Annotated in this window: 23 protein-coding genes and 1 pseudogene; 6 read left to right on the forward strand and 18 right to left on the reverse strand. The window is 44.0% G+C overall.

Annotation, left to right across the window (positions count from 1 at the left end):
- Positions 1-53 precede the first annotated feature (53 nt).
- The 6 genes from GN277_RS19295 to GN277_RS19320 form a co-directional block, all read right to left on the reverse strand.
- The gene (locus GN277_RS19295; protein ID WP_159752780.1) at positions 54-1,340 is read right to left on the reverse strand and encodes a dihydroorotase; all 1,287 of its coding nucleotides are present in this window, start codon (positions 1,338-1,340) and stop codon (positions 54-56) included.
- A gap of 75 nt (positions 1,341-1,415) precedes the next feature.
- Complete coding sequence (locus GN277_RS19300; protein WP_159752782.1) at positions 1,416-2,585, reverse strand: S41 family peptidase; 1,170 nt, start codon at positions 2,583-2,585, stop codon at positions 1,416-1,418.
- 65 nt (positions 2,586-2,650) lie between these two features.
- Positions 2,651-3,790, reverse strand: coding sequence for a murein hydrolase activator EnvC family protein (locus GN277_RS19305; RefSeq protein WP_159752784.1), 1,140 nt, complete (start codon positions 3,788-3,790; stop codon positions 2,651-2,653).
- Between the two features lie 30 nt (positions 3,791-3,820).
- Positions 3,821-4,729: a permease-like cell division protein FtsX gene (ftsX, locus tag GN277_RS19310; protein WP_159752786.1), complete on the reverse strand. Its 909-nt coding sequence runs from the start codon at positions 4,727-4,729 to the stop codon at positions 3,821-3,823.
- Positions 4,719-5,405, reverse strand: coding sequence for a cell division ATP-binding protein FtsE (gene ftsE / locus GN277_RS19315; RefSeq protein ID WP_159752788.1), 687 nt, complete (start codon positions 5,403-5,405; stop codon positions 4,719-4,721). Before ftsE ends, ftsX begins: the two co-directional genes overlap by 11 nt.
- 16 nt (positions 5,406-5,421) lie before the next feature.
- The gene (locus GN277_RS19320; RefSeq protein ID WP_159752790.1) at positions 5,422-6,510 is read right to left on the reverse strand and encodes a PucR family transcriptional regulator; all 1,089 of its coding nucleotides are present in this window, start codon (positions 6,508-6,510) and stop codon (positions 5,422-5,424) included.
- A gap of 294 nt (positions 6,511-6,804) precedes the next feature.
- On the opposite strand from GN277_RS19320, the gene GN277_RS31225 reads away from it, so the two are divergent.
- Complete coding sequence (locus GN277_RS31225) at positions 6,805-7,269, forward strand: AAA family ATPase (protein ID WP_322101262.1); 465 nt, start codon at positions 6,805-6,807, stop codon at positions 7,267-7,269.
- Between the two features lie 2 nt (positions 7,270-7,271).
- Positions 7,272-8,237 carry a PD-(D/E)XK nuclease domain-containing protein gene (locus GN277_RS19325; protein WP_322101263.1) on the forward strand — a complete coding sequence of 322 codons (966 nt, stop codon included), beginning with the start codon at positions 7,272-7,274 and terminating at the stop codon, positions 8,235-8,237.
- Between the two features lie 104 nt (positions 8,238-8,341).
- On the opposite strand, the gene GN277_RS19330 is transcribed toward GN277_RS19325, so the two are convergent.
- The 9 genes from GN277_RS19330 to GN277_RS19370 form a co-directional block, all read right to left on the reverse strand.
- The gene (locus tag GN277_RS19330; protein ID WP_159752792.1) at positions 8,342-9,013 is read right to left on the reverse strand and encodes a WecB/TagA/CpsF family glycosyltransferase; all 672 of its coding nucleotides are present in this window, start codon (positions 9,011-9,013) and stop codon (positions 8,342-8,344) included.
- A gap of 122 nt (positions 9,014-9,135) precedes the next feature.
- Positions 9,136-9,330: a small, acid-soluble spore protein, alpha/beta type gene (locus GN277_RS19335; RefSeq protein WP_159752794.1), complete on the reverse strand. Its 195-nt coding sequence runs from the start codon at positions 9,328-9,330 to the stop codon at positions 9,136-9,138.
- Between the two features lie 178 nt (positions 9,331-9,508).
- Entirely contained in the window at positions 9,509-9,703 is a 195-nt protein-coding gene (locus GN277_RS19340; protein ID WP_159752796.1) for a PspC domain-containing protein, read from the reverse strand.
- Between the two features lie 60 nt (positions 9,704-9,763).
- Positions 9,764-10,579 (reverse strand): DUF4097 family beta strand repeat-containing protein, encoded by an 816-nt coding sequence (locus GN277_RS19345; protein ID WP_159752798.1) that lies wholly within the window; start codon positions 10,577-10,579, stop codon positions 9,764-9,766.
- Positions 10,580-11,380 carry a DUF1700 domain-containing protein gene (locus tag GN277_RS19350; RefSeq protein ID WP_159752800.1) on the reverse strand — a complete coding sequence of 267 codons (801 nt, stop codon included), beginning with the start codon at positions 11,378-11,380 and terminating at the stop codon, positions 10,580-10,582.
- A complete protein-coding gene (locus tag GN277_RS19355; protein WP_159752802.1) occupies positions 11,377-11,700 on the reverse strand; it encodes a PadR family transcriptional regulator in 324 nt (107 codons plus the stop codon). Before GN277_RS19355 ends, GN277_RS19350 begins: the two co-directional genes overlap by 4 nt.
- A gap of 187 nt (positions 11,701-11,887) precedes the next feature.
- Positions 11,888-12,391: a transcription elongation factor GreA gene (greA, locus tag GN277_RS19360; protein WP_159752804.1), complete on the reverse strand. Its 504-nt coding sequence runs from the start codon at positions 12,389-12,391 to the stop codon at positions 11,888-11,890.
- A 76-nt stretch (positions 12,392-12,467) separates the two neighbouring features.
- Entirely contained in the window at positions 12,468-12,683 is a 216-nt protein-coding gene (locus GN277_RS19365; RefSeq protein ID WP_159752806.1) for a helix-turn-helix domain-containing protein, read from the reverse strand.
- A gap of 150 nt (positions 12,684-12,833) precedes the next feature.
- Positions 12,834-13,322: a hypothetical protein gene (locus GN277_RS19370; protein WP_159752808.1), complete on the reverse strand. Its 489-nt coding sequence runs from the start codon at positions 13,320-13,322 to the stop codon at positions 12,834-12,836.
- A gap of 117 nt (positions 13,323-13,439) precedes the next feature.
- On the opposite strand from GN277_RS19370, the gene GN277_RS19375 reads away from it, so the two are divergent.
- The gene (locus tag GN277_RS19375) at positions 13,440-14,135 is read left to right on the forward strand and encodes a SanA/YdcF family protein (protein ID WP_159752810.1); all 696 of its coding nucleotides are present in this window, start codon (positions 13,440-13,442) and stop codon (positions 14,133-14,135) included.
- A gap of 26 nt (positions 14,136-14,161) precedes the next feature.
- Here GN277_RS19375 and bioB read toward each other — a convergent pair whose 3' ends face one another.
- Positions 14,162-15,127, reverse strand: coding sequence for a biotin synthase BioB (gene bioB / locus GN277_RS19380; protein ID WP_159752812.1), 966 nt, complete (start codon positions 15,125-15,127; stop codon positions 14,162-14,164).
- Positions 15,128-15,500: 373 nt separating this feature from the next.
- Between bioB and GN277_RS19385 the strand changes: the two genes are divergently transcribed.
- The 3 genes and pseudogenes from GN277_RS19385 to GN277_RS19395 all read left to right on the forward strand — a co-directional run bounded on the left by GN277_RS19385 (position 15,501) and on the right by GN277_RS19395 (position 19,478).
- Positions 15,501-16,712 (forward strand): iron-containing alcohol dehydrogenase, encoded by a 1,212-nt coding sequence (locus tag GN277_RS19385; RefSeq protein WP_159752814.1) that lies wholly within the window; start codon positions 15,501-15,503, stop codon positions 16,710-16,712.
- A 22-nt stretch (positions 16,713-16,734) separates the two neighbouring features.
- The gene (locus tag GN277_RS19390) at positions 16,735-18,114 is read left to right on the forward strand and encodes an aldehyde dehydrogenase (RefSeq protein WP_159752816.1); all 1,380 of its coding nucleotides are present in this window, start codon (positions 16,735-16,737) and stop codon (positions 18,112-18,114) included.
- Between the two features lie 150 nt (positions 18,115-18,264).
- A pseudogene (locus GN277_RS19395) lies at positions 18,265-19,478 on the forward strand (IS256 family transposase).
- A gap of 349 nt (positions 19,479-19,827) precedes the next feature.
- Here GN277_RS19395 and GN277_RS19400 read toward each other — a convergent pair.
- Positions 19,828-20,595 carry a DpnI domain-containing protein gene (locus GN277_RS19400; protein ID WP_159752817.1) on the reverse strand — a complete coding sequence of 256 codons (768 nt, stop codon included), beginning with the start codon at positions 20,593-20,595 and terminating at the stop codon, positions 19,828-19,830.
- 333 nt (positions 20,596-20,928) lie between these two features.
- Positions 20,929-21,111 (reverse strand): hypothetical protein, encoded by a 183-nt coding sequence (locus GN277_RS19405; protein WP_159752818.1) that lies wholly within the window; start codon positions 21,109-21,111, stop codon positions 20,929-20,931.
- Positions 21,112-21,159 lie beyond the last annotated feature (48 nt).

Consider the following 21,159-nt stretch of genomic DNA (forward strand, 5'->3'; position numbering starts at 1 on the left):
TGCATACCGTCCGTTATAACCATCGAATCCCGCCATTTATATCCCTACTTGCATTAATCCGACAAAGTATCGTATACCACCTTACCGTCCACAAGGGTACACACCACCTCGCCCGTCACTTCAAACCCGTCAAAAGGTGTATTCTTCCCCTTTGACACAAAGGTATTCTTATCAATCTTATAGGTTCTTGTCGGGTCAAAAATCACAATGTCGGCCGCCTTCCCCTGGGACACGCTTCCTCTGTCTGAAAGCCCAAGAATCTTCGCCGGATTAGCGCTCATCTTCTCCGCCATATCCATCATACTGAGAACCCCCGTTTTTACCAATGAGGTAAATGTAAGGGCGGCAGACGTCTCAAGACCTACAATCCCGAAGGCTGCTTCTGCCATGGACTTGTCCTTTTCTTCCCTGGCATGAGGCGCATGGTCTGTGGCAATCACATCCATTACCCCGTCCTTTAATCCCTGACGCAGCGCCTCCACATCCGCCTTGCTGCGAAGCGGCGGGTTCATCTTGTAATTCCCGTTATCCTCTTTGATATCGTCTGAGGTTAAGATAAAATGATGAGGACACACCTCCGCTGTCACAGAAAGTCCCTCCTCCTTGGCCAGACGCACCATCTTCACACTGTCCGCCGTAGAACAGTGGCACAGATGAAGCTTAACGCCCGTCTCCTTGGACAGCAAAATATCTCTGGCAGTAATCACATCCTCCACAGAATTGGTGATTCCTCTTAGTCCAAGGCGTTTGGCGTTCTCATCTGCATTCATGACCCCATTCTCTACAAGGGTCTGGTCCTCACAGTGGGCAAACACCGAGATTCCACACTCCTTGGCAGCTTTCATTCCCTGCCGGTATAGAGAAGTATTCATCACAGACTTGCCGTCCTCGCTGACTGCGTGGCAGCCTGCCTTAGCCATTCCACAAATATCCGCCAGTTCCTCTCCCTTCTGCCCTTTCGTGACAGCTCCCAACTGGATTACGTGGGTAAGCGCTTCTCCTTTGGCACGTTCATGGACACTGGCAACCTTCTCCCCGTCGTCAATGACAGGATTCGTATTTGGCATGGCGCACACAGTCGTCACACCGCCCTTTACCGCAGCCCTCCCCCCTGTAGAAAGCGTCTCTTTGTATTCCAGTCCCGGATCTCTGAAATGCACATGCAGGTCAATAAGACCCGGCAGCACATAACAGTCCTTGGCATCAAGCATCCGGTCTGCATCTTCATCTATATGTTCTGCGACCTTTTCGATTCTCCCATCCCTAATCAGCACATCGTAACAACCGTCCATTCTCGTAAGCGGGTCAACCACATGCCCGTTCTGAATTAAAATCGTCATATTCCCTGTCCTTTCTTTATATTGTATCTTATTTTATCATATAGGGCCAAAAAAGGGAATGATAAATATCATTCCCTACATCTTCTCCCGCAGTACCTCCATGGCTTTATCAAGCTGGTTATCCGCCTCAGGTTTCTCCTTATTTTCCTCGTACTCAACCTCCACGTCCGGCGTAATCCCCTTGCCATGAATATTTCTCCCCTTAGCCGTAAAATATTCGGCAATGGTCAGCTTCACGCTGGTTCCGTCTTTTAAATCGAAAATCTGCTGCACAACTCCCTTGCCGTAGGACTGCGTTCCTACAATCGTACCAATCCCATAATCCTGGATTGCACCTGCATAGATCTCTGATGCGCTGGCGCTGTTTCCGTTCATCATCACAACCAGAGGCAGCTCAAACTGATGTTCATCATCCGAGAATTTCTCATCCTTGTTTCCAGCCTTATCCTTGGTGTAAACGATAAGCCCCTTTGGAAGCATTAAGTCCAGAATATCACACACTGTATCGTAGTTTCCGCCCGGATTATTCCTAAGGTCTACGACAAGACTCCTCATCCCCTGACTCTCAAGTTCTTCTAGCGCCTGCTTATATTGGTCATAAGTCACAAGGTCAAACTCGGAGACAGCTATATACCCAATACCGTCATCCACCATACGGTGCGCCACAGTCTGGGCCTGAATCGTATTTCTCACAGCCGTAACCGTAATCTCCTCATGGTCTTCACCCCGATATACGGTAAGCCTCACTTTTGTACCTTTATTACCTTTAATATGGGTCACGACTTCTGACAAGTCTTTCCCTGTCACCTCCAGGTCCTCTACTTTATACAAGATATCATTGTCCTTAAGCCCCGCCTCCATGGCAGGAGAACCTTCATAGATTTGTACTAGGGTCACGATACCTGTATTGATATCTTGGCTCAGAACAGCGCCGATTCCGTCATACTCACCCTCTGTCGCCTCAATCATCGCCCTTGTCTCGTCTTCATCATAGTACACGGAATAAGGATCCTCAAGTCCGCCTATAAAGCCCTTGTAAATCCCTTCCCGCAGTTCCTCCTCCTGAACGTCTCCCATATATGCCTGGTCAATCAATTTCTTAAGCGTCCCAAGCTTTCCTGACGTATTCTCAGAAGTATTCTCGCGGCTGTATGCCTTAAGCCCGCAGGACATTAGCCCTGCAATCAATAATATAGCAAGGGCGCCGCAAAGCGCCCCCTGCATAAAACTTTTCTTATTCTTCATGTGACCTCAACCTTTTTGTTTTGCTGCATCCCATGGACTCCCCAAAGAATGGAAACCCTAAATCCCTATAAATAGTTGCGCGGATTCACCGGTGTGCCGTTTTGCATAACCTGGAAATGCAGATGAGGGCCTGTGGACTGTCCTGTAGAGCCTACGGCAGCAATGTTCTGTCCCTTGCTCACCGTCTGCCCTTCCGACACATACAGCGCGCTTGCATGCATATAATAAGTCTGCAATCCGTTACCATGATTGATTACGACCCAATTTCCTGCACTGTTACTGTACCTGGCAGTTGTGACTGTTCCGGCTGCCGCCGCATAGATGGGAGTACCTGTAGGCGCCGCCAAATCCATTCCCTTATGGTTATTGCTTGCTCCGGCAATGGGCGCCTCACGCCATCCAAATTCACTGGAAATCCGAGAGTATCCAGGACATGGATGAGTAAACATTCCATTCCCCGATACCACTGAAGCGCCTGCGCCGCCGCTTACGTTCCCACCGGCATTGGACTGAGCCTTGGCAAGCCTTGCCAGTTCCTCTTGCTTACGCGCCGCCGCTTCTGCCGCTTCCTTCAACTGCTTAAGCTTCTCCTGAGTCGCACCCAGATCCGCGCTAATCTTCTCAAGTTCTTCTTCCTTGCCCTCAACCAGCTCATTTAACTCCTCCTGCTTCGCAATCAGGCTGTCCTGCATGGTTTCCAGCTCTGCATATTCCGCCTTCAGCGTTTCCTCCTGCTCGGCAACCGCCTGAACAATCTGCTGGAACTCTGTCAGCATATTTCTGTCATACTGAGAGATCGTCGTAATGTACTCCGCATTGTTCAGAAATTCCCCAATACTCTTGGACTCGCACAGAATCTCAATAAACTGTGAATTTCCATTCTCATACATGTACTTGATTCGCTTTTTCATGCTTTCGTACTGATCATTCTCGTCAATCTTTGCCTGGACAAGTTCTTCTTCCTTCTCGCGGACCTCGATCTCCTTGGCCTCAATCTTCGCCTTCGTCTCATCCATCTCCGTGAGAATCCCATTCAACTGCTTCTCAAGAGACTCCTTCTCCCCTTCTGCCGCCTTCTTCTGCTCCTCCAGCTCCTTGGCTTTCTTCTCTGTCTCACTGATCTCTGATGCATCCGCGTTGACCGCCATTCCAAAGCAAAGGATAAATACCATCAGAAGACTGACAATCTTCTTTCTAAGTATCATATGTCCCCTCCAATTATTTTATACATGCTCTTATACTTTCAAATGCTTGCGAATCGTAAAGAAACTTCCTATAAAACCGATTCCCACTCCCAGCGCAATCCCCACAGGAAGCAGCGTCTTGTACACGTCAAACACCGGAAGAAAATCTACAATATTGTTCAGGAGGCTGAACTTCGTCATAATATATGTAACAGCCTTATCATACATAAAGTACAAAAGTAAAAGGGGAATCACGGCGCCAACCACACCAATCAGCAGACCTTCAATTACGAACGGCGCCCTTACAAATCCGTCCTTTGCCCCTATATATTTCATAATCGCAATCTCCTCACGCCTTACCGTAATACCCATGGTAACCGTATTACTGATTAGGAACACAGAGACAGCAAGCAAAATGGCGATAATTGTAACGGAGACATATCCCACCAGCTTATTCACACTGGTCAATGTCTTAGCCACAATATCTGACTTATTCACTTTACGTACCCCCTGGAGGCTCTTGGCAAACTCAACCACATCCTTCTGCTTCGACACATCAGCCATGTATACTTCATAGTTATCTGAATTGCCAAGAGGATTATCAGACTTAAATCCATCTGCAAGGTCTACGGACTCTTTAAAATAATCGTCCTTAAACGTCTCCCACGCCTTCTCGGCGCTGACATAATTTACCTCAAGAACACCTTCCGCATTCCTTAACTGATCACCAATCTTGTCCTTTGCCGCCTGTGTGGTCTCCTCATTAAAAAATACGGTGATGGCCACGCCTTCCTCCGCCTTCTTCACAATGTAGTTAAAATTCACCACAATGGAAAAGAACAGTCCGAACAAGAAGATACATGCCGACATGGTCGCGATGGACGCGATGGAAAACATCTTGTTTCTTCCTATGTTCTTAACCCCTTGTTTCATAGAATATCCGAATGTACTAATTCTCATTTTTATACCCACCTTTTTTCTCGTCGCTTACAATGACTCCCTTTTTCATTGTAACAACCCGCTTCTTCATTGCGTTCACAATCTCCTGATTATGTGTGACAACCAGCACCGTTGTCCCTCTGTCGTTAGCCTCCTCCAGAAGCTTCATAATCTCCCATGAATTCGTTGGGTCCAAGTTACCGGTCGGCTCATCCGCCAGAAGAAGGGCAGGCTCATTCACGATGGCCCTGGCAATGGCAACCCTCTGCTGCTCTCCACCTGACAATTCCTTGGGAAATGACTTATATTTCTGTGCAAGACCCACCAGTGACAGCGCCGCCGGAACCTTCTTCTTGATGATTCTGGTAGGCGTCTCCGTAACGCGTTGTGCAAATGCAATATTATCATAAATATTCCTGTCCTTCAACAGCCGGAAATCCTGGAACACAACTCCAATTCCCCTCCGGTACATGGGAATCTTACGCCGCTTCATCCGGTTTAAGTTCTGCCCGTTGACAACGATTGAGCCGGACGTAGGCGCAAGCTCCTTCATTATAAGACGGATCAGCGTAGACTTTCCAGAACCGCTGTCCCCCACGATAAATACAAATTCACCCTGCTCTACCTTAAGATTCACGCCGTTTAAGGCGGCAACCCCTTTTGAGTATTCTTTCGTTACTTCTTTTAATTCAATCATACTTTCCTCCTGGTGATTAATACTCCATCGATTCCATATATTTCATGTATCTGACAACCATTAGCGCAATCTTAAATGTAATGGCGTCTTCAAACACTCGCAGATCAAGCCCCGTACTCTTCTGCAGCTTGTCGAGCCGGTATACCAGCGTATTCCGATGGATATATAATTGTCTGGATGTTTCAGATACGTTCAGATTATTCTCAAAGAATTTGTTGATTGTGGTCAGCGTCTCCTCATCGAAATCATCTGGCGATTTCCCCTCAAAAATCTCACGTATGAACATCTTACACAGTGGGATTGGCAGTTGATAGATTAAACGCCCAATTCCCAAAGTACTGTACGCAATCACGCTTCTGTCCCCAAAGAAAATCTTGCCAACATCCAGCGCAAGCTTCGCTTCCTTGTAGGACTTTGAAACCTCCTTAATATCATTCACAATCGTTCCATATGCAATCAGAACGCCCTCCTCTCCGTCCTCCAAAAGAAGGGTATATAAGCTCTGTGCTGTCTTCTCTAACTCTGCATGTCCATCACTTGGCTCTAACTCCTTTACAACTATAATATTCTTCTCATCCACCGCCGTCACAAAATCCTTTGCCCGATTCCCCAGAAGATTGCGTACATTGTCAAGGGCATTGCTGTCTTTTTCATGCTTGGTCTCAATAATAAAGATAACACGTCTGACCTCAGTGTCAATATGTAATTTTTTGGCGCGGTTATAAATATCCACCAACAGCAGATTATCAAGCAGAAGATTCTTAATAAAGTTGTCCTTGTCAAACCTCTCTTTATATGCAACCAGCAGATTCTGAATCTGGAAGGTTACGATCTTCCCCACCATATAGACATCATCGCTGCCGCCATTGGCTAAAAGTATATATTCTAACTGGTGTTCATCAAAAATCTTAAAAAACTGATTCCCCTGCACAACCTGGCTGTCTGCCGGGGAGTCAACAAATGCGACCACCTCTTCCTCATAATTACGCTGCTCTGAGAATGTCGTTGCGAGAGATTTGCCGTCTGTGTCCATGACACAGAAATCAATCCTTGTAATTCCTTTCAAGCCTTCAATCGTATTTTGAAGTATTTGATTAGATATCATATTCTATATCCTCCCCTCATTTCAATATGCATAATTCACAACAAAAAAAGGGCGTATCTGGCTAAAATGCATATCACTAGACTCTATATTAATATATATAGACAAAAAAATAAAGAGGAAATCACACATTTTTGTTAATTTACTCAAGTTTTAAGAAATTCTTTCGATTTATGTTCATGTACATAGTGACGAAAACTTATCCGGCGTCCTCTCTTGCCAGAATAAAATATTGCCGATATAATTATAGTAAAACAAGTAAACCCTGCATCGATTTATTTTAGGAGGAATATAGGCATGGGACTATTTTTAAACACCACAATTCCATATGATTCCTACAAGATTACCGCATCTGACAGATACTTTGTTGATAAAACCGAACTGCTTGCAGAGCTTATTCCTGCTCTCGGTACAAGTCAGCGTTTCTTATGCATCACAAGGCCCCGCCGATTCGGAAAAAGTGTCATGGCGAATATGGTGGGAGCGTTCTTTGGAAAAGCTGTCGATTCCTCAGATTTATTTAGCAAACTAAAGATTTCTTCACAAGAGATTTCAGAGAAGCTAAAAAAATCCGCCTGTAAAAACTATCAGGAGTATCTAAACAGCTATAACGTCATATATATTGATTTCAGTGAGATACCGGAAAACTGCGCTTCATACCTTACTTATATTAACCGTATTCTCCATGGGATTAAAAAAGATTTAAACCTGCTATTTCCGGAATCCTGCCAATCGCCAAATACTCAGACGGCTCTGATCTAAATATGTTTGTTGAATATAATATGGCGACTGCCAAGCGCTTCAGCAAATACTTTGGCTTCTCCGACTTTGAGGTGGACAATCTCTATGCAGCCTATCTGCAAACCTCAGAAGGGCCGGAGTTTACCCGCGACGACCTGCGTATCTGGTACAATGGTTACCATACTGCCGGCAACGAACAGTTATATAACCCCCGCTCAATCGTATGTGCGCTCACCAATCATCAGTTAAGGAATTACTGGACCAGCTCTGGAACCTATGATTCCGTATTCCGTTATATTAAGGCTAACATCGATGGGGTTCAGGATGACCTTGTTCTTCTTTTTGCCGGCGAGGGAATCTCGTCAGACATTCAGGAGTACGCCACAACCTCCATGCGGCTTAAAACAAAAGAGGAAATCTACTCCGCTATGGTTGTCTACGGCATGCTGACTTATAAAGACGGCAAAGTATTCATTCCAAACCGTGAGCTGTCAGAAAGTTTTTCTTCTATGATGAAAAAAGAAGAAGCTCTGGGATACATCTACCAACTGGCAAATGTTTCAAAAAAGATGCTTACTGCCACATTGAAGGGAAATACACGGGAAATGGCTGAAATTCTGAAATATGCACATGATACAGAGTCTCCTATATTTTCTTATAACAATGAGCTTGAATTGTCCGCAGTCGTGAACCTTGTCTATCTGGCGGCGCGGGACAGCTACCGTGTCAAACGCGAAGATAAAGCAGGGGAAGGTTACGCAGATTTTATTTTCTATCCTGACCAGAAGGATATGGACGCCCTCATTCTTGAATTAAAGGTTGATGGCACTCCTGATGATGCAATTCAACAGATTAAAGATAAAAAATATGCGCTTCGCTTCAAAGGCAAGTTGGGCGAGACTCCCAAATATACCGGCCGTCTTCTTGCGGTGGGAATCAGTTATAACAAAAAGACAAAAGAACATTCCTGTAAAATCGAAGAATTATAAAAAGGGCAGACGTTCTGGTATACACAGATGCCAAACAGCAAATCGGGGCCGCTGGAAAATCTCTTTCTCCAACAACCCCGATTTATATATATCTTGCAGAAGTCTTATCTGCGTTTACTCTTCTCAATCTCTTTTTTGAAGATTCGCTTTATAAAAAACTGGGCCAGCCGGCACTGTCCAATCCCCGTCCGCGTCACAGGAATGTATTCTTTCCCAAGGCCAAGCCACAGTCTGACATCCAGAAGGCTTCTGTTCTTCACAATGAACTCCTCCTGAAGAGGAGAGCCAAGAGCTGCAAGGATGCAATCCGCCTCTGTGCCGTTAATGTCATTCACCAGCATATCATCCGCCCGATTCTGTGCGGATACCTTGGCTAACCCCACTACCTGCTGGCCATAGTAATTCCGCTGCAGATAATCAAAAAATGTCTGCCCTTCCTCCTCGGACTCCACCAGAAGATAAATCCGCTTGTGGTTCTTATGCAGATATCTCATAAACATCCGCAGAAATACACGTCCCTCCGTCTCCTGGAGACACTTCCTGTCTGTAATGTCCGCAGCCTCCAGAATCGTCTTATCCCCTGCAAGAACCATGTCAAACCTGCAGATATCCTCCTTGAGCTGTTCCATGCTGTCCATCTGCATTAAACCGTTGACCGTCGCCATCTCCACAACGTTCACCGGATCTGTCCCCATGTATTCCACGGTCTTTTTCATCGCTTCTTTTGCTGAACAACTATCTATATTAATATCCAAAACTCTAATCTTACTGTCCATATTCTCACCTGTCAATGATTATTACCAGTTTTTCGATTATAGCAAATGGATCTTTTCTTTTCAACCTTTATCGCTAAATGTTCACACTAATTAATATATTTAATATTTTTGTTACTTTTTCGTCAATCGTTGTTCATCTCCTTTTTCTTCTTTGTCATAAGTCCGCCGATTCTGCCCGTCTCTTTCGATGAGAGAGATTTCCAGCCGTCTGTCATCACTCTGTCAAGAAGTCCTAATTCTTCGGCAATTTCGTACTTTAATTTTTCTTCCTGTGTCAGTTCCTCTAATTTAATCGGCTTGCTTTTCTTTGCTGCCATGAATATACCCCTTTCCTGTCATTGGATTAAGTAGTTTCCTATTCAGTATTGACAGGGGTATGGGAAAATATACAAAGGATTTTTCCAGTGATTTTATGAGTCTGTTTGGCAGACCCAGTTATAGGGATATGGAAAATCATATCTCTCCATATCCCTATAGCTTTCCATCCTATTCAGACTAATATCTTGAGGGCGCATCCGGAATAATAATAGCGGCAAGAATGTATGCAAAGATTCCGGTTCCTGTGAACGCGAAGATTGCCAGCACCAGCCTGATTAAAGTTGCATCTACATTAAAGTACTCTGCTACCCCTCCGCATACTCCGCAGATCATGCGATTTTCTCTTGAACGATATAATTTTCTCGGTTCCATACTGTCTCCTCCTGATTCATATTCATAAATAATATAGTTTCATAATGTTACGGCATATGCCTATTCTCTGCTAATGTCAAAGTCTATAATCACAGAGCCCACGCCGCCTTCGATGGATATATCTTTATCTGCATTATTGTCGATATGCCTGTCTTTGCCAAGCCCTGAGTAGGAGTTATCTCCGCATATAACCTCACCGACACCGCACTCGATATCATAGTTGTATTCCTCCTCGCGTCCAGACGCGGTATATGCGATGCTTCCCACCCCACAGTGGATATCCGCCAAGCTTCGGACGTCTCCGCTGGCCGTAATACTTCCGGCACCACATTCAAATTCCGCCTCGTCAGCCTGAAACTTGTTAATCACTACTTCTCCAGCGCCAATCTCCACAGAAAAGTCTCTGGCATAAATCTCGTATACCTCCAAGCTTCCGGCGCCCATGCTCAAGGAAACCTCCTCAAACGTCATCTCCTTTGGTATATAGACTGTAATCGTCCCTCTACCTATATTATTAACGCCGGAAAATCTTTTTTTGCTGGTAAGTTTTAACTCATTGCCGTCCATATAGCACTTGAAGCCAAGACGCTGACTTAAGTTATCTGTATCCACACGTACCTCGCTGCCTTCTCCCTGTACGAAATACACCTCTCCGGCAGCCAAATCCATATCAATCTCCGTCACACCGGTAAAAGTCTCATGTATATTCTCCGCTGTCGGCCCTCTGTCATCGCTGACCCAGCCAATCCCGTTAGGAAACCTGTTATATATCATATCTGTCGTTATCCCCATGACCCATGCGATTGCACAGAATAAAAAACCGATTGCTATCGCTGCGCCGCACACAATCCAAAATATCTTCCATCCTCTCCTCATCTAAACCACCGCCCTTCTCTGAAATGGCTTTCTTAAAATCCATACACATCCACGGCAGATTCCTGGAAGAACGATGATACACAGTCTTACGCTGGCCACTGTCGCCACAACTCCAATAACCGTCAGAATAATTCCTGTCCCAATCAGGGCTAAGCCTACCGCCAGCTCTGGCACCAGACTTACCAGTCCTGCAATGAACACACACACTCCGGCAAATGCAACTGCCACAGACGCAATCACTAATGATCCGAATACCGCAATCAATGAAATGATTCCTGCGAAAATGACTACAATAATTGCTATGGAAACCGGAAGTACAATAGGCAGACCCACGATCACAAGCATGATAATCAGAAATACCTTCAATACATTATTCGTCCTGGGCGGTGTCTGTCCGGCACTTTCATAACCGTGTCCCTGATATTCTTCATTACTGTAGCCTCCCTGATAGCTGTTATCCTGATAATTATGTCCACGGTAGTTATTCTCCTGGCTGCTGCCATAACGGTAACTGTTCTCCTTATCTTCTCTTCCCACTGGCATCTCTTTGTGCTCGAATCTCGAATCACTGTAGCCCTTCTCCGTAAATTCACCGTGTTCCTTCGATGAGCTTTCAAGATCTGCCTTAATGGTGGCCGCTACCTTTGCCGGACTTTCCAATTCTTCGACTACCTGGGACTCATTTTCTTCTCCGGCATCGTCAAAATAATCGTTGTAATACTTCATCGCATCTCTACGTTCCTCTTCCGGAACATCCTGTAATAATGCTGCCAACTCTGTCATAAACTCTATGCGATTCATACAGATATCCCTCCCTCAAATAAATCATTAATCTTGACCGAATAATTCTTCCACTCTACCCGATATAGATCCAGTTGTGCACTGCCCCTCACCGTTATCTTATAATAACGCCGGTTCCGTCCGTCAATCTGCCTGTCGTATACCTCCAGGCATTCATCCTTCTGGAGCCTTCGCAGCACAGGGTACAATGTGGATTCTGATACTTCGATGGTCGTCCTGACATCCTGAGTAATCTTGTATCCGTAAGTCCCTTCTTTTTCACGGGATACAACCGCCAGTACGATAGCATCAAGGAGGGCTGCTCCGGTGTTAAATACCATGTTCTCACTCCTTTGCTTAAAATATAATAATATATGTCTTAACTATATTGTTTTGATGCTTATATTATATTCCGTATAATATAATTTGTCAACCCATATTATTAATAAAATTTTATATACCAGTCAGGGGGTGAGGAAAAGCAAAATTGCTTTTCCTCACCCCCTGAAGAATACTCTCTTTCCGGCATTAATATTTACGAAGTGTATCATTGGAGTCGTCCGTAGTCTTATCAATCCTTTTGATTACCACATAATATCCGTTCTCACCGTTGGTCTTTACCTTCACACGGTCACCCGCTTTATGTCCCCGAATCGCTTTTCCAAGGGGGGATTCGATACTAATTAATCCTTGCAGCGAATTCCCGCGCACGCTGGTGACAAGTCGATAAACTTCCGTCTCATCATCATCCTCAAAATAAACCTCCACAGTATTATTGATTCCCACCTCATCATCTCTGGAAGCATCTGAGACAATCCTGGCATTTTTAAGCATCTTCTCCAGATAGCGGATTCTGCTCTCATTACGATTCTTGTCCTGCTTTGCCGCCTTGTATTCAAAATTCTCACTTAAATCTCCCTGGGCTCTTGCCTCCTTAACCGCCTCAAGCTCTTTTTTACGCACCACCAGTTTCCGATATTCAATTTCTTCCTTTATCTTCTGTACGTCACTCCTAGTCAGTTGTTCTCCCATGCTCATTTCACTCCCCTTTCATTACGCATCTTTCTATATTCTACTCTGTATCCTGATTTTCGTCCAGTATAACATTTCACAGCTTTTCTTCCCGCTGGTACTCCAATATATCTCCCGGCTGGCAGTCTAGCACGTCACAGATGGCGTCCAGAGTCGAAAAACGGACTGCCCGCACTTTTCCAGTCTTTAGATTGGAAAGGTTCACATTCGATATGCCTACTTTCTTTGCCAATTCATTCAAAGACATCTTGCGGTCAGCCATAACTCTGTCAAGCCTTAATATAATTGCCATTTCTGTACTCCTCCTGTCTTTGAGCGCTGTATGAAGCCTTCTACAAAGTTTCATCTGAAAATTCTTGAAACTCACAGCCCTGCTTTAAAATATCCCCTGCTAGGAGTACGACCACTCCGGAAAATATTAAGGAGAATTCTAAGGGATTCATCAGATATGGTCTGTGAAAAGCCAGAAGCCCAATCCCCATTTGCAAAATCCCTGTCCCGAAAACCCTGTCAGAAGCAGTAACCGCCCGATAAGCTGTGTATCAATTACACTCTGAGGGACAAAGGGAGAATGTGAATTCCTAATCCCATTCAGCATCCTCCTAAGACAGAGCAATATAATCAAAAACGGCAAATCCTTCGTCAGATATGACAGCAGCGTAAAAGCAATACAGAAGGCTTTATTACTCACAAGCTCCATTCCTGTCATAAGCTCATCATAACGATACTGGCCATATCCCAAAGCCATTTCAAAACGATAAGAATATCCTGTATCTACCAATTCTATCTCCGATTCGGGCAATGCACATAATCCAACAACATTTATAAGCATTAACACAAATCTTAGAATCATGAATAATAATGCCCCCGTCACGAGCAGCCGGCATATACGGCTGTGGGCTAAATCTTTCTTTTTACTGCTCTTGTACACTTTTATAGGGCAGACAAATTGCTTAATATTCTCTTAACCTGGTTGCACCCTGCCTGGAAATCTTCTATACTACTCACTATAATAAAGAACATCAGATATAAATACGGGGAGAAAAATATGTTCAAAAAGAATACCAAAAGTTTCATCAAATATGGGTGTTTCATTGCCATAATCGGCGCAGTTATTTTGTTCGGCACAGATATCTATGTGAAGCATAAGGCTGGAGATGCCATCTCATCAGAAGAAGCGCTCCTACAATCCAAGGAGAAGGCTGACGCTATTCTTGTATTGGGTGCTCAGGTGAAGCCTGACGGTACTCCATGTCTTATGTTAAAAGAAAGGCTGAATACTGGAATTCAGTTATATAAGGAGGGCGCAGCGGACCGAATCATCATGAGCGGAGATCACGGAAGCGACGACTATGACGAGGTCAATGCAATGAAATCCTATGCCATAGACCAGGGAGTGCCATCTGAATGTATTTTCATGGACCATGCAGGTTTCTCTACCTATGACAGTATATACAGGGCAAAGGAAATCTTTCAGGCAAAGAGCCTGGTTGTGGTGACTCAGGAATACCATCTGTACCGCGCTGTCTATGACGCCATGGCATTTGACCTTAATGTACGGGGCGTTCCATGTGATACAGCAGTCTACAAGGGGGATACCTATCGGAAATCCAGAGAAGTATTAGCACGCTTGAAGGACGTAGGCTTTACTCTGGTGAAGCCAGAGCCGGCGCTTCTGGGAGACACAATCTCTCTAAGCGACAGCGGAGACGTGACGAATGATAAAGGCAATACTGACAGCTAAGGCTGTCAGTATTGCCTTCTTGCCTGTCAGATCAGGCCTACTTCATATCCCAGCCGGTGCAGCATCTCCATATCCGTCTCGATCGTATACCCTGCCGTCGTCAGCATATCTCCGGAAATGGCAGCATTTGCTCCAGAGCCAAAGCATCCCTCTCCCTTATCCTCCATCAATCCTCTTCCTCCTGCAAGCCGAATAGACCCATCCGGCAGGATAAAACGGTAGACTGCCACAATCCTTCTCATATCCTCCACGGTCAGTCGAACATTTCCCTCATAGGGCGTCCCTGATATTGGATTCAGCATATTAACTGGAACACTCTTGATTCCAAGCTCTCTTAAGGTAAACGCCATATCAATCCGGTCCTCCACCGTCTCGCCAAGCCCCATGATGCCGCCGCTGCATACGCTTAATCCTGCTGCCATCGCTGCCTTGATGGCTTGAACCTTATCCTCGAATGTATGGGTGGTACAGACATTCGGGAAATTCCTGCGGGATGTTTCCAGGTTGTTATGTACTCTGGATGCGCCTGCTGCCTTTACTGCGCCAAACTGCTCCTCGTTAAGCAGCCCGAAGGAAACGCAGACCTTAATATCCACCTGCTCTCTGACCACGCGAATCGCCTCGCACATCTGCTCTAATTCTGAAGCCTTTAAAGCCCTGCCTGATGTCACGATAGAATAACGAAGCACACCTTGCTGTGCATTATATTTTGCCTGACGCACAATCTCCTTTGTGTCAAGGAGAGGATACTCCTTAGCAGAGGTGTGGTAGTATGCTGATTGGGCGCAATATTTACAGTCCTCCGAGCATTTTCCACTCTTTCCATTGATAATCGTACAGATATCAAATCTATTTTGGCAAAAATGTTCCCGAATCTCATTCGCTGCCTGGCAAAGCTCCTCCAAAGGCTCCTGGTACAGCAATATTGCCTCCTCCTTTAGAATATCGTCGCCACTCCATATTTTTTCTTTCAGTTGTTCAATAAATGTCATATTCTGATCTACTTCCTTATCTTTATTTTATAATCTGAGATAACTATATCGTATACTTTCCCCGAATGTCAACCTATCTTTTGATATATGTTTACATTTTAGTAACAGTTCAGCCTGCAACCGTGCACTTGCTGCGCGGTTAGCAGCCAATGAATTGGAGCAGCTGGGAATCCGCCTCTTTGCCGCAGGCAAACTTTAAAATGGGCGGATTCCGTAACAGTGAAGCCGGAAGGCTGAACTGTTACACATTTTGACCTTACATTTCCATTCATACTTATTATAATGAAAGGTTTTCCAGCGTTTCTTATTGACAAATCAAGGTTTCACTGGTATAAAATTCAATATGATTATTCCAGAAAGGATGCTGTCTACCATGAATCAACTAAGAAAACTCTATTGCAGAACATTTCAGGCAGGACTTAAAATTGCTCTGCCCTTTCTCCCCTACCGGAAACCGGATATTGTGGGCAGCGTGAAAGCGCTTCCAGAAATTTTACGAAAACACGGATGTGAACGTATTCTCATTATCACAGACTCCGGAATCATGGGCCTTGGGCTAACTCGACGCCTTGAGAGAGTCCTTACACAGAACCAAATCTCCTATTATATCTACGACAAGACTGTCGCCAATCCTACCACTGTAAATGTCGCTGAAGCGCTTAATATGTACCAGACAAACGACTGCAGCGGCATCATCGGGTTTGGAGGCGGTTCCAGTATGGACTGTGCCAAGGCAGTTGGAGCACGTATTGCCAAGCCTAAGCAGTCCCTTGCCAAAATGAAGGGAATCCTGAAGGTACACAAAAGGCTTCCTCTCCTGATTGCTGTCCCAACCACCGCCGGAACTGGAAGTGAGACAACCCTCGCTGCCGTTATCACCGACGCTGAGACGCGATACAAATATGCGATTAACGATTTTCCTCTGATTCCGCGGTATGCTGTCCTTGACCCTAAAGTGACTTTAAGCCTGCCGCCATTCATTACTGCAACCACAGGAATGGATGCGCTGACCCATGCGGTGGAGGCTTATATTGGAAGGTCCACCACCTACGGCACAAGAAAGAATGCATTGATGGCAGTCAGCCTTATTTTCCAGAATATTGACAAGGCTTATACTCAGGGCAATGATATGGACGCACGGCGGAATATGCTGCACGCTTCCTTCTATGCCGGATGCGCATTTACCAAATCCTACGTGGGATATGTCCATGCAGTGGCTCACTCCTTAGGCGGAGAGTACAACGTGCCTCACGGTCTTGCAAATGCAATCCTGCTTCCATTTGTGCTGGAGGTATACGGTTCACGCATACATAAAAAATTATACCATTTGTCAGTGGCAGCGGGTATTTCTGTTAAAGGCACACCCTATGATGTAGCTGCCAAAGAGTTCATTGAGGCAATTAAGGATATGAAGAAACGCTTTGACATTGGAGATACCGTGAAAGAAATTCGTGAAGAAGACATTCCCAAGCTTTCCCACTATGCAGATAAAGAGGGAAATCCTCTCTATCCTGTACCTGTACTGATGGATGCAAAGGAGTTGGAAAAATTTTACTATATGATGATAGAAGATTTGTCAATGTAAAAATTTCAAAAGGAGACACGCTATGAATGAACAGGAAATTAAAAATATCGTAACCAATCAACGTAAATATTTTTACACAGGCGCTACTCTTGACGTTGACGCAAGGCTTCAGGCATTGAAGAAATTACGGGCAAGCATTTTGAAGCATGAAGATATGATCAATGAGGCACTGAAAAGGGATCTTGGCAAAAGCGGTTTTGAGAGCTATATGTGCGAAATTGGACTCGTTCTCAGTGAAATCAATTATATGCTGAAGCATGTCCGCTCCTTTGCAAAGGAGAAAACTGTGCCAACTCCCCTTGCACAATTCTATTCCAGAAGCTATAAGAAGCCCTCTCCTTATGGGACGGTGCTGATTATGAGCCCCTGGAACTACCCGTTTCTTTTGACTCTTAGTCCTCTTGTGGACGCAATCGCAGCAGGGAATACGGCTGTACTGAAACCAAGTGCATATTCGCCATGTACCAGTAAAATTGTAGACTCTATGATTAAAGAATGCTTCGATGAGAAATATATCTGTGTTGTTACGGGTGGACGGGCTGAAAACACCTGCCTTCTTAGGGAGCATTTTGATTATATTTTCTTTACAGGAAGCCAGTCAGTGGGTAAGGAGGTTATGAAGCATGCTTCCTGTCGTCTCACTCCTGTGACTCTTGAGCTTGGCGGAAAAAGCCCCTGCATTGTGGATAAAAGTGCAAACCTTAGACTTGCCGCGAAAAGGATTGTCTTTGGCAAATTCTTAAACTGCGGGCAGACCTGTGTTGCACCGGACTATATTTACTGCGACAGGACGATAAAGGATAGGCTGGTCAAAGAGATAAAAAAACAGATACAAAGACAGTTTGGCAAACAGCCTTTGGAAAGACCGGATTACGGGAAGATTATTAATGAGAAGCATTTTGACAGAATTACCGGACTGATTGAGCCCCAAAAGGTAACCTGGGGCGGAAAATCGGACCGCGGGACGTTAAAGATTGAACCGACTGTAATAGATAATGTTACGTTTGGCGATCGGGTGATGCAGGAAGAAATCTTCGGGCCGCTTATGCCGATTCTGACCTTTGATTCTCTGGATGAAGCGATTCGCAACATTCAGTCTATGGCTCATCCTTTGGCCCTTTATATTTTTTCAAACGACCGGCAGGCGGTAAAAAAGGTGACTTCTCGGTGTGGGTTTGGCGGCGGATGCGTCAACGATACCATTATTCATCTTGCTACCTGCGAAATGGGCTTCGGCGGATTTGGCGAGAGCGGTATGGGGGCGTATCATGGGAAGGAGGGCTTCCGAACATTTACACATGAGAAAAGTATTGTGGATAAAAAGACATGGCTTGATCTGCCCATGAGGTATCAGCCTTATAGGAAAATCAATGGGCGGTTGATTAAGATGTTTTTGAAATAGATCTAAACAAAAAGGGGAAGCTTTAACATTTATTGAAGCCTCCCCCCAAATGATAAGGTAGTGTAGAATAATTTGTGTCTTTGGAAAAAAATACCTCTTTTTTGGTAAGAATCAAGATATGACAATTCTTATCGAAAAGGAGGATTTTTTATGCCAGCAACAAAAGAACAGATTCGACAGATTATTGCAGATAACAACCTAAACAGCGTAGCTGATGTCTACAGCCTGCTCAGAGACAGCTTCAAGGATATCCTTCAGGAACTCATGGAGGCAGAATTGGATGCGTCTCTCGGTTATGAAAAGAATCAGAAAAGAGAGGCTCCTACATCCAATAAGAGAAATGGACATACCCCTAAAACATTGAAGAGTCAGTATGGTGAGTTCCAGATCGATGTCCCAAGGGACAGGGAAGGGGAATTTGAGCCAAAACTGATCCCAAAATACCAGCGGGATATTTCCGGGATAGAGGAAAAAGTGATATCCCTCTACGCAAGGGGCATGAGCACAAGAGACATCCATGACCAGATACAAGATCTTTACGGGATGGAACTGTCAGCAGAAATGGTCAGCAAGATCACAGACAGGGTCCTGCCGGAAATAAAGGAATGGCAGTCACGTCCGTTGAATCCGATCTATCCTTTTGTGTTCATGGACTGCATCCATTACAAGGTCAGGGAGGATGGGCGCATCTTAAGCCGGGCGGCTTATATCGTGCTGGGCATCACAGCAGATGGTTACAAAGATATCCTGAGCATCACAGTAGGAGCTAATGAAACGAGCAAGTTCTGGCTGGGCATGTTAAATGATCTGAAAAACCGCGGTGTACAGGATGTACTGTTCTTCTGCGTGGACGGGCTTCCCGGTTTTAAGGAAGCGATAGGGGCAGTCTATCCGGATGCCCAGATCCAGAGGTGTGTCATCCATATGCTACGCAATTCTTTCAAATATGTCAATTACAGTGACCTGAAGAAATTTTCCTCAGATTTCAAGGCAGTATATAATGCCCCCAATGAAACATCTGCTCTTTCAGAACTGGAAAAGATCAAAGAAAAGTGGGGAAGGAAATACCCCTATGCGATAAGTAACTGGGAGAATAACTGGGAAGACATCAGTTCCTTCTTTCAGTTTTCAGATGATATCCGGCGTATCATGTATACTACAAATATCATAGAAGGACTGAACCGCCAGTATCGGAAAGTGACAAAGACAAAGAGTGTATTCCCCAGCGACAGCGCGTTGGAAAAGATGCTTTATCTTGCCAGTGGAAATGTGATCAAAAATGGACACAGCGTTACAGAAACTGGGACCAGGTGCTGAACCAGCTGATCGTCCTGTACGGGGAGAGGCTTACCCGGTACCTGTAAAATGAAAAGCCGGAACGACATATCGCATCAAAACGTTCCGGCCTTATTTCATCGGCATTAGCAGTATTGCCAGAAATTCCCGGTCTTATTCCGGAGGCCGGGTGTGGGCAGAGCCCACGGAAAGAGTTTCTGCTGCTAATGTCTGATTGGTGTGCCAAAAATCAATAAATATGTATAAAACCTGACTATCTGGTAATACTATTATCATAAAAAGAATTCGACAACATAAAAGTAATGATATTCGACAGCAGATTTCTACATATCTGATTCCTACCAGTAAAGATTATTTCTCCAAAGACACAAGATTATTTACAGTCTCAATGATAATTATACACCATTTCTCATCATACTAACATTTCTTATAATGACCGCTTCCTTTAAATTCTATAATTCCTTTATCTCTTAAAATTTGCAGTTGTTGCCTTATTTTATCCTTGATATAATGATTCTCCGGATGTTTTAATGCCAAGCTTTCTACAAAATGATATATCTGATTCAATGTAAATTCATCCCCATCTATTTTATTAATGCAGTTTAATATATCAATTATCCATCCTCTTGCATCTATTTTAAATTGCTTTATAAAAATTGTTTTCTTAACATTTGCAATAATACTGTCAATGGGCTGCTCAATTTCATCCTTGATGATGTATATTCTTCCCTCGCAAGGAATCTGTCTTAAGACGATATTACACCCTACCCACCCTGCTCGTCTCGCTGTATCAGCTAACGGATTCCTCTTTTCTATTATACTTGGCACAAAGAAATGCTTTGGAACCATTATAAAATTTTTCACTTTAAGATCTTCTTTTCCATAATGCAAAAAAAAGAAATTTGGATTGTTAATAGAGTTAATTCTCTCTATCATTGTGTCATATGCCCCACCTGCAATCTTGTTATTAATAGAAGCCTTTTTACTTTTCAATTCATATTCTTCTAAACAATTCGGACAATAAAAATCTGCCACAGGCCTATTATTCTCAAATTGTCTTATATATGTATTTCCACAATATGGACAAAATAAATTGTTATTCACCCAAGATTCTGTAATAACTCGTATCTTTTGCGCATTACTATGATATTCCCAGGCAACTCTATCATCCATTTGCAAATTCATATTTTTACACCATCTACCTTTCACACTCTATCTAAAACCAATATAAATATATCACATTACCCTCATAAAAAAGAGGTAAGAAAAGGGAAATAGGAATCTTTCATTCTGTAACAATAAAAATAGCATTGCAGTACTTTTTCACAAACACACAGACACTATATAAGCCAAGAAATGGCTAATCAGACATGGAACAGCCGCTTCTCCCTTTTCACTCATTTTATTTTAATCATCCCATTCAAAATATGATTTATGTCCGTCAAAACAATTCGGATTCCTCTTTTATTTAGCCTGATCACCTTTCTCACAATACCTTTTATTTCTGCTGACAGTTTATCATTTAAAGAGATTCCTTTCTATTACCTGTCTCTGCCTCTTTTGCAGAAGAAAATCACCCACCATTTCATAAAAACTTCTTTGTTCTTCTGTTTCGGCCTCCAATACAAGCTGTAAAGTGTCTTCCGGCTGCAATTTTTGTATATCCTCATAGATTTTTTCATATTTTTTAACATCACACATAATATCACCTCCATAGTACGTTGCATTTATTATACCCCTAATCACCTG

It is taken from the genome of Sporofaciens musculi (genome assembly GCF_009830285.1).
Classification (GTDB): Bacteria; Bacillota; Clostridia; order Lachnospirales; family Lachnospiraceae; genus Sporofaciens; species Sporofaciens musculi.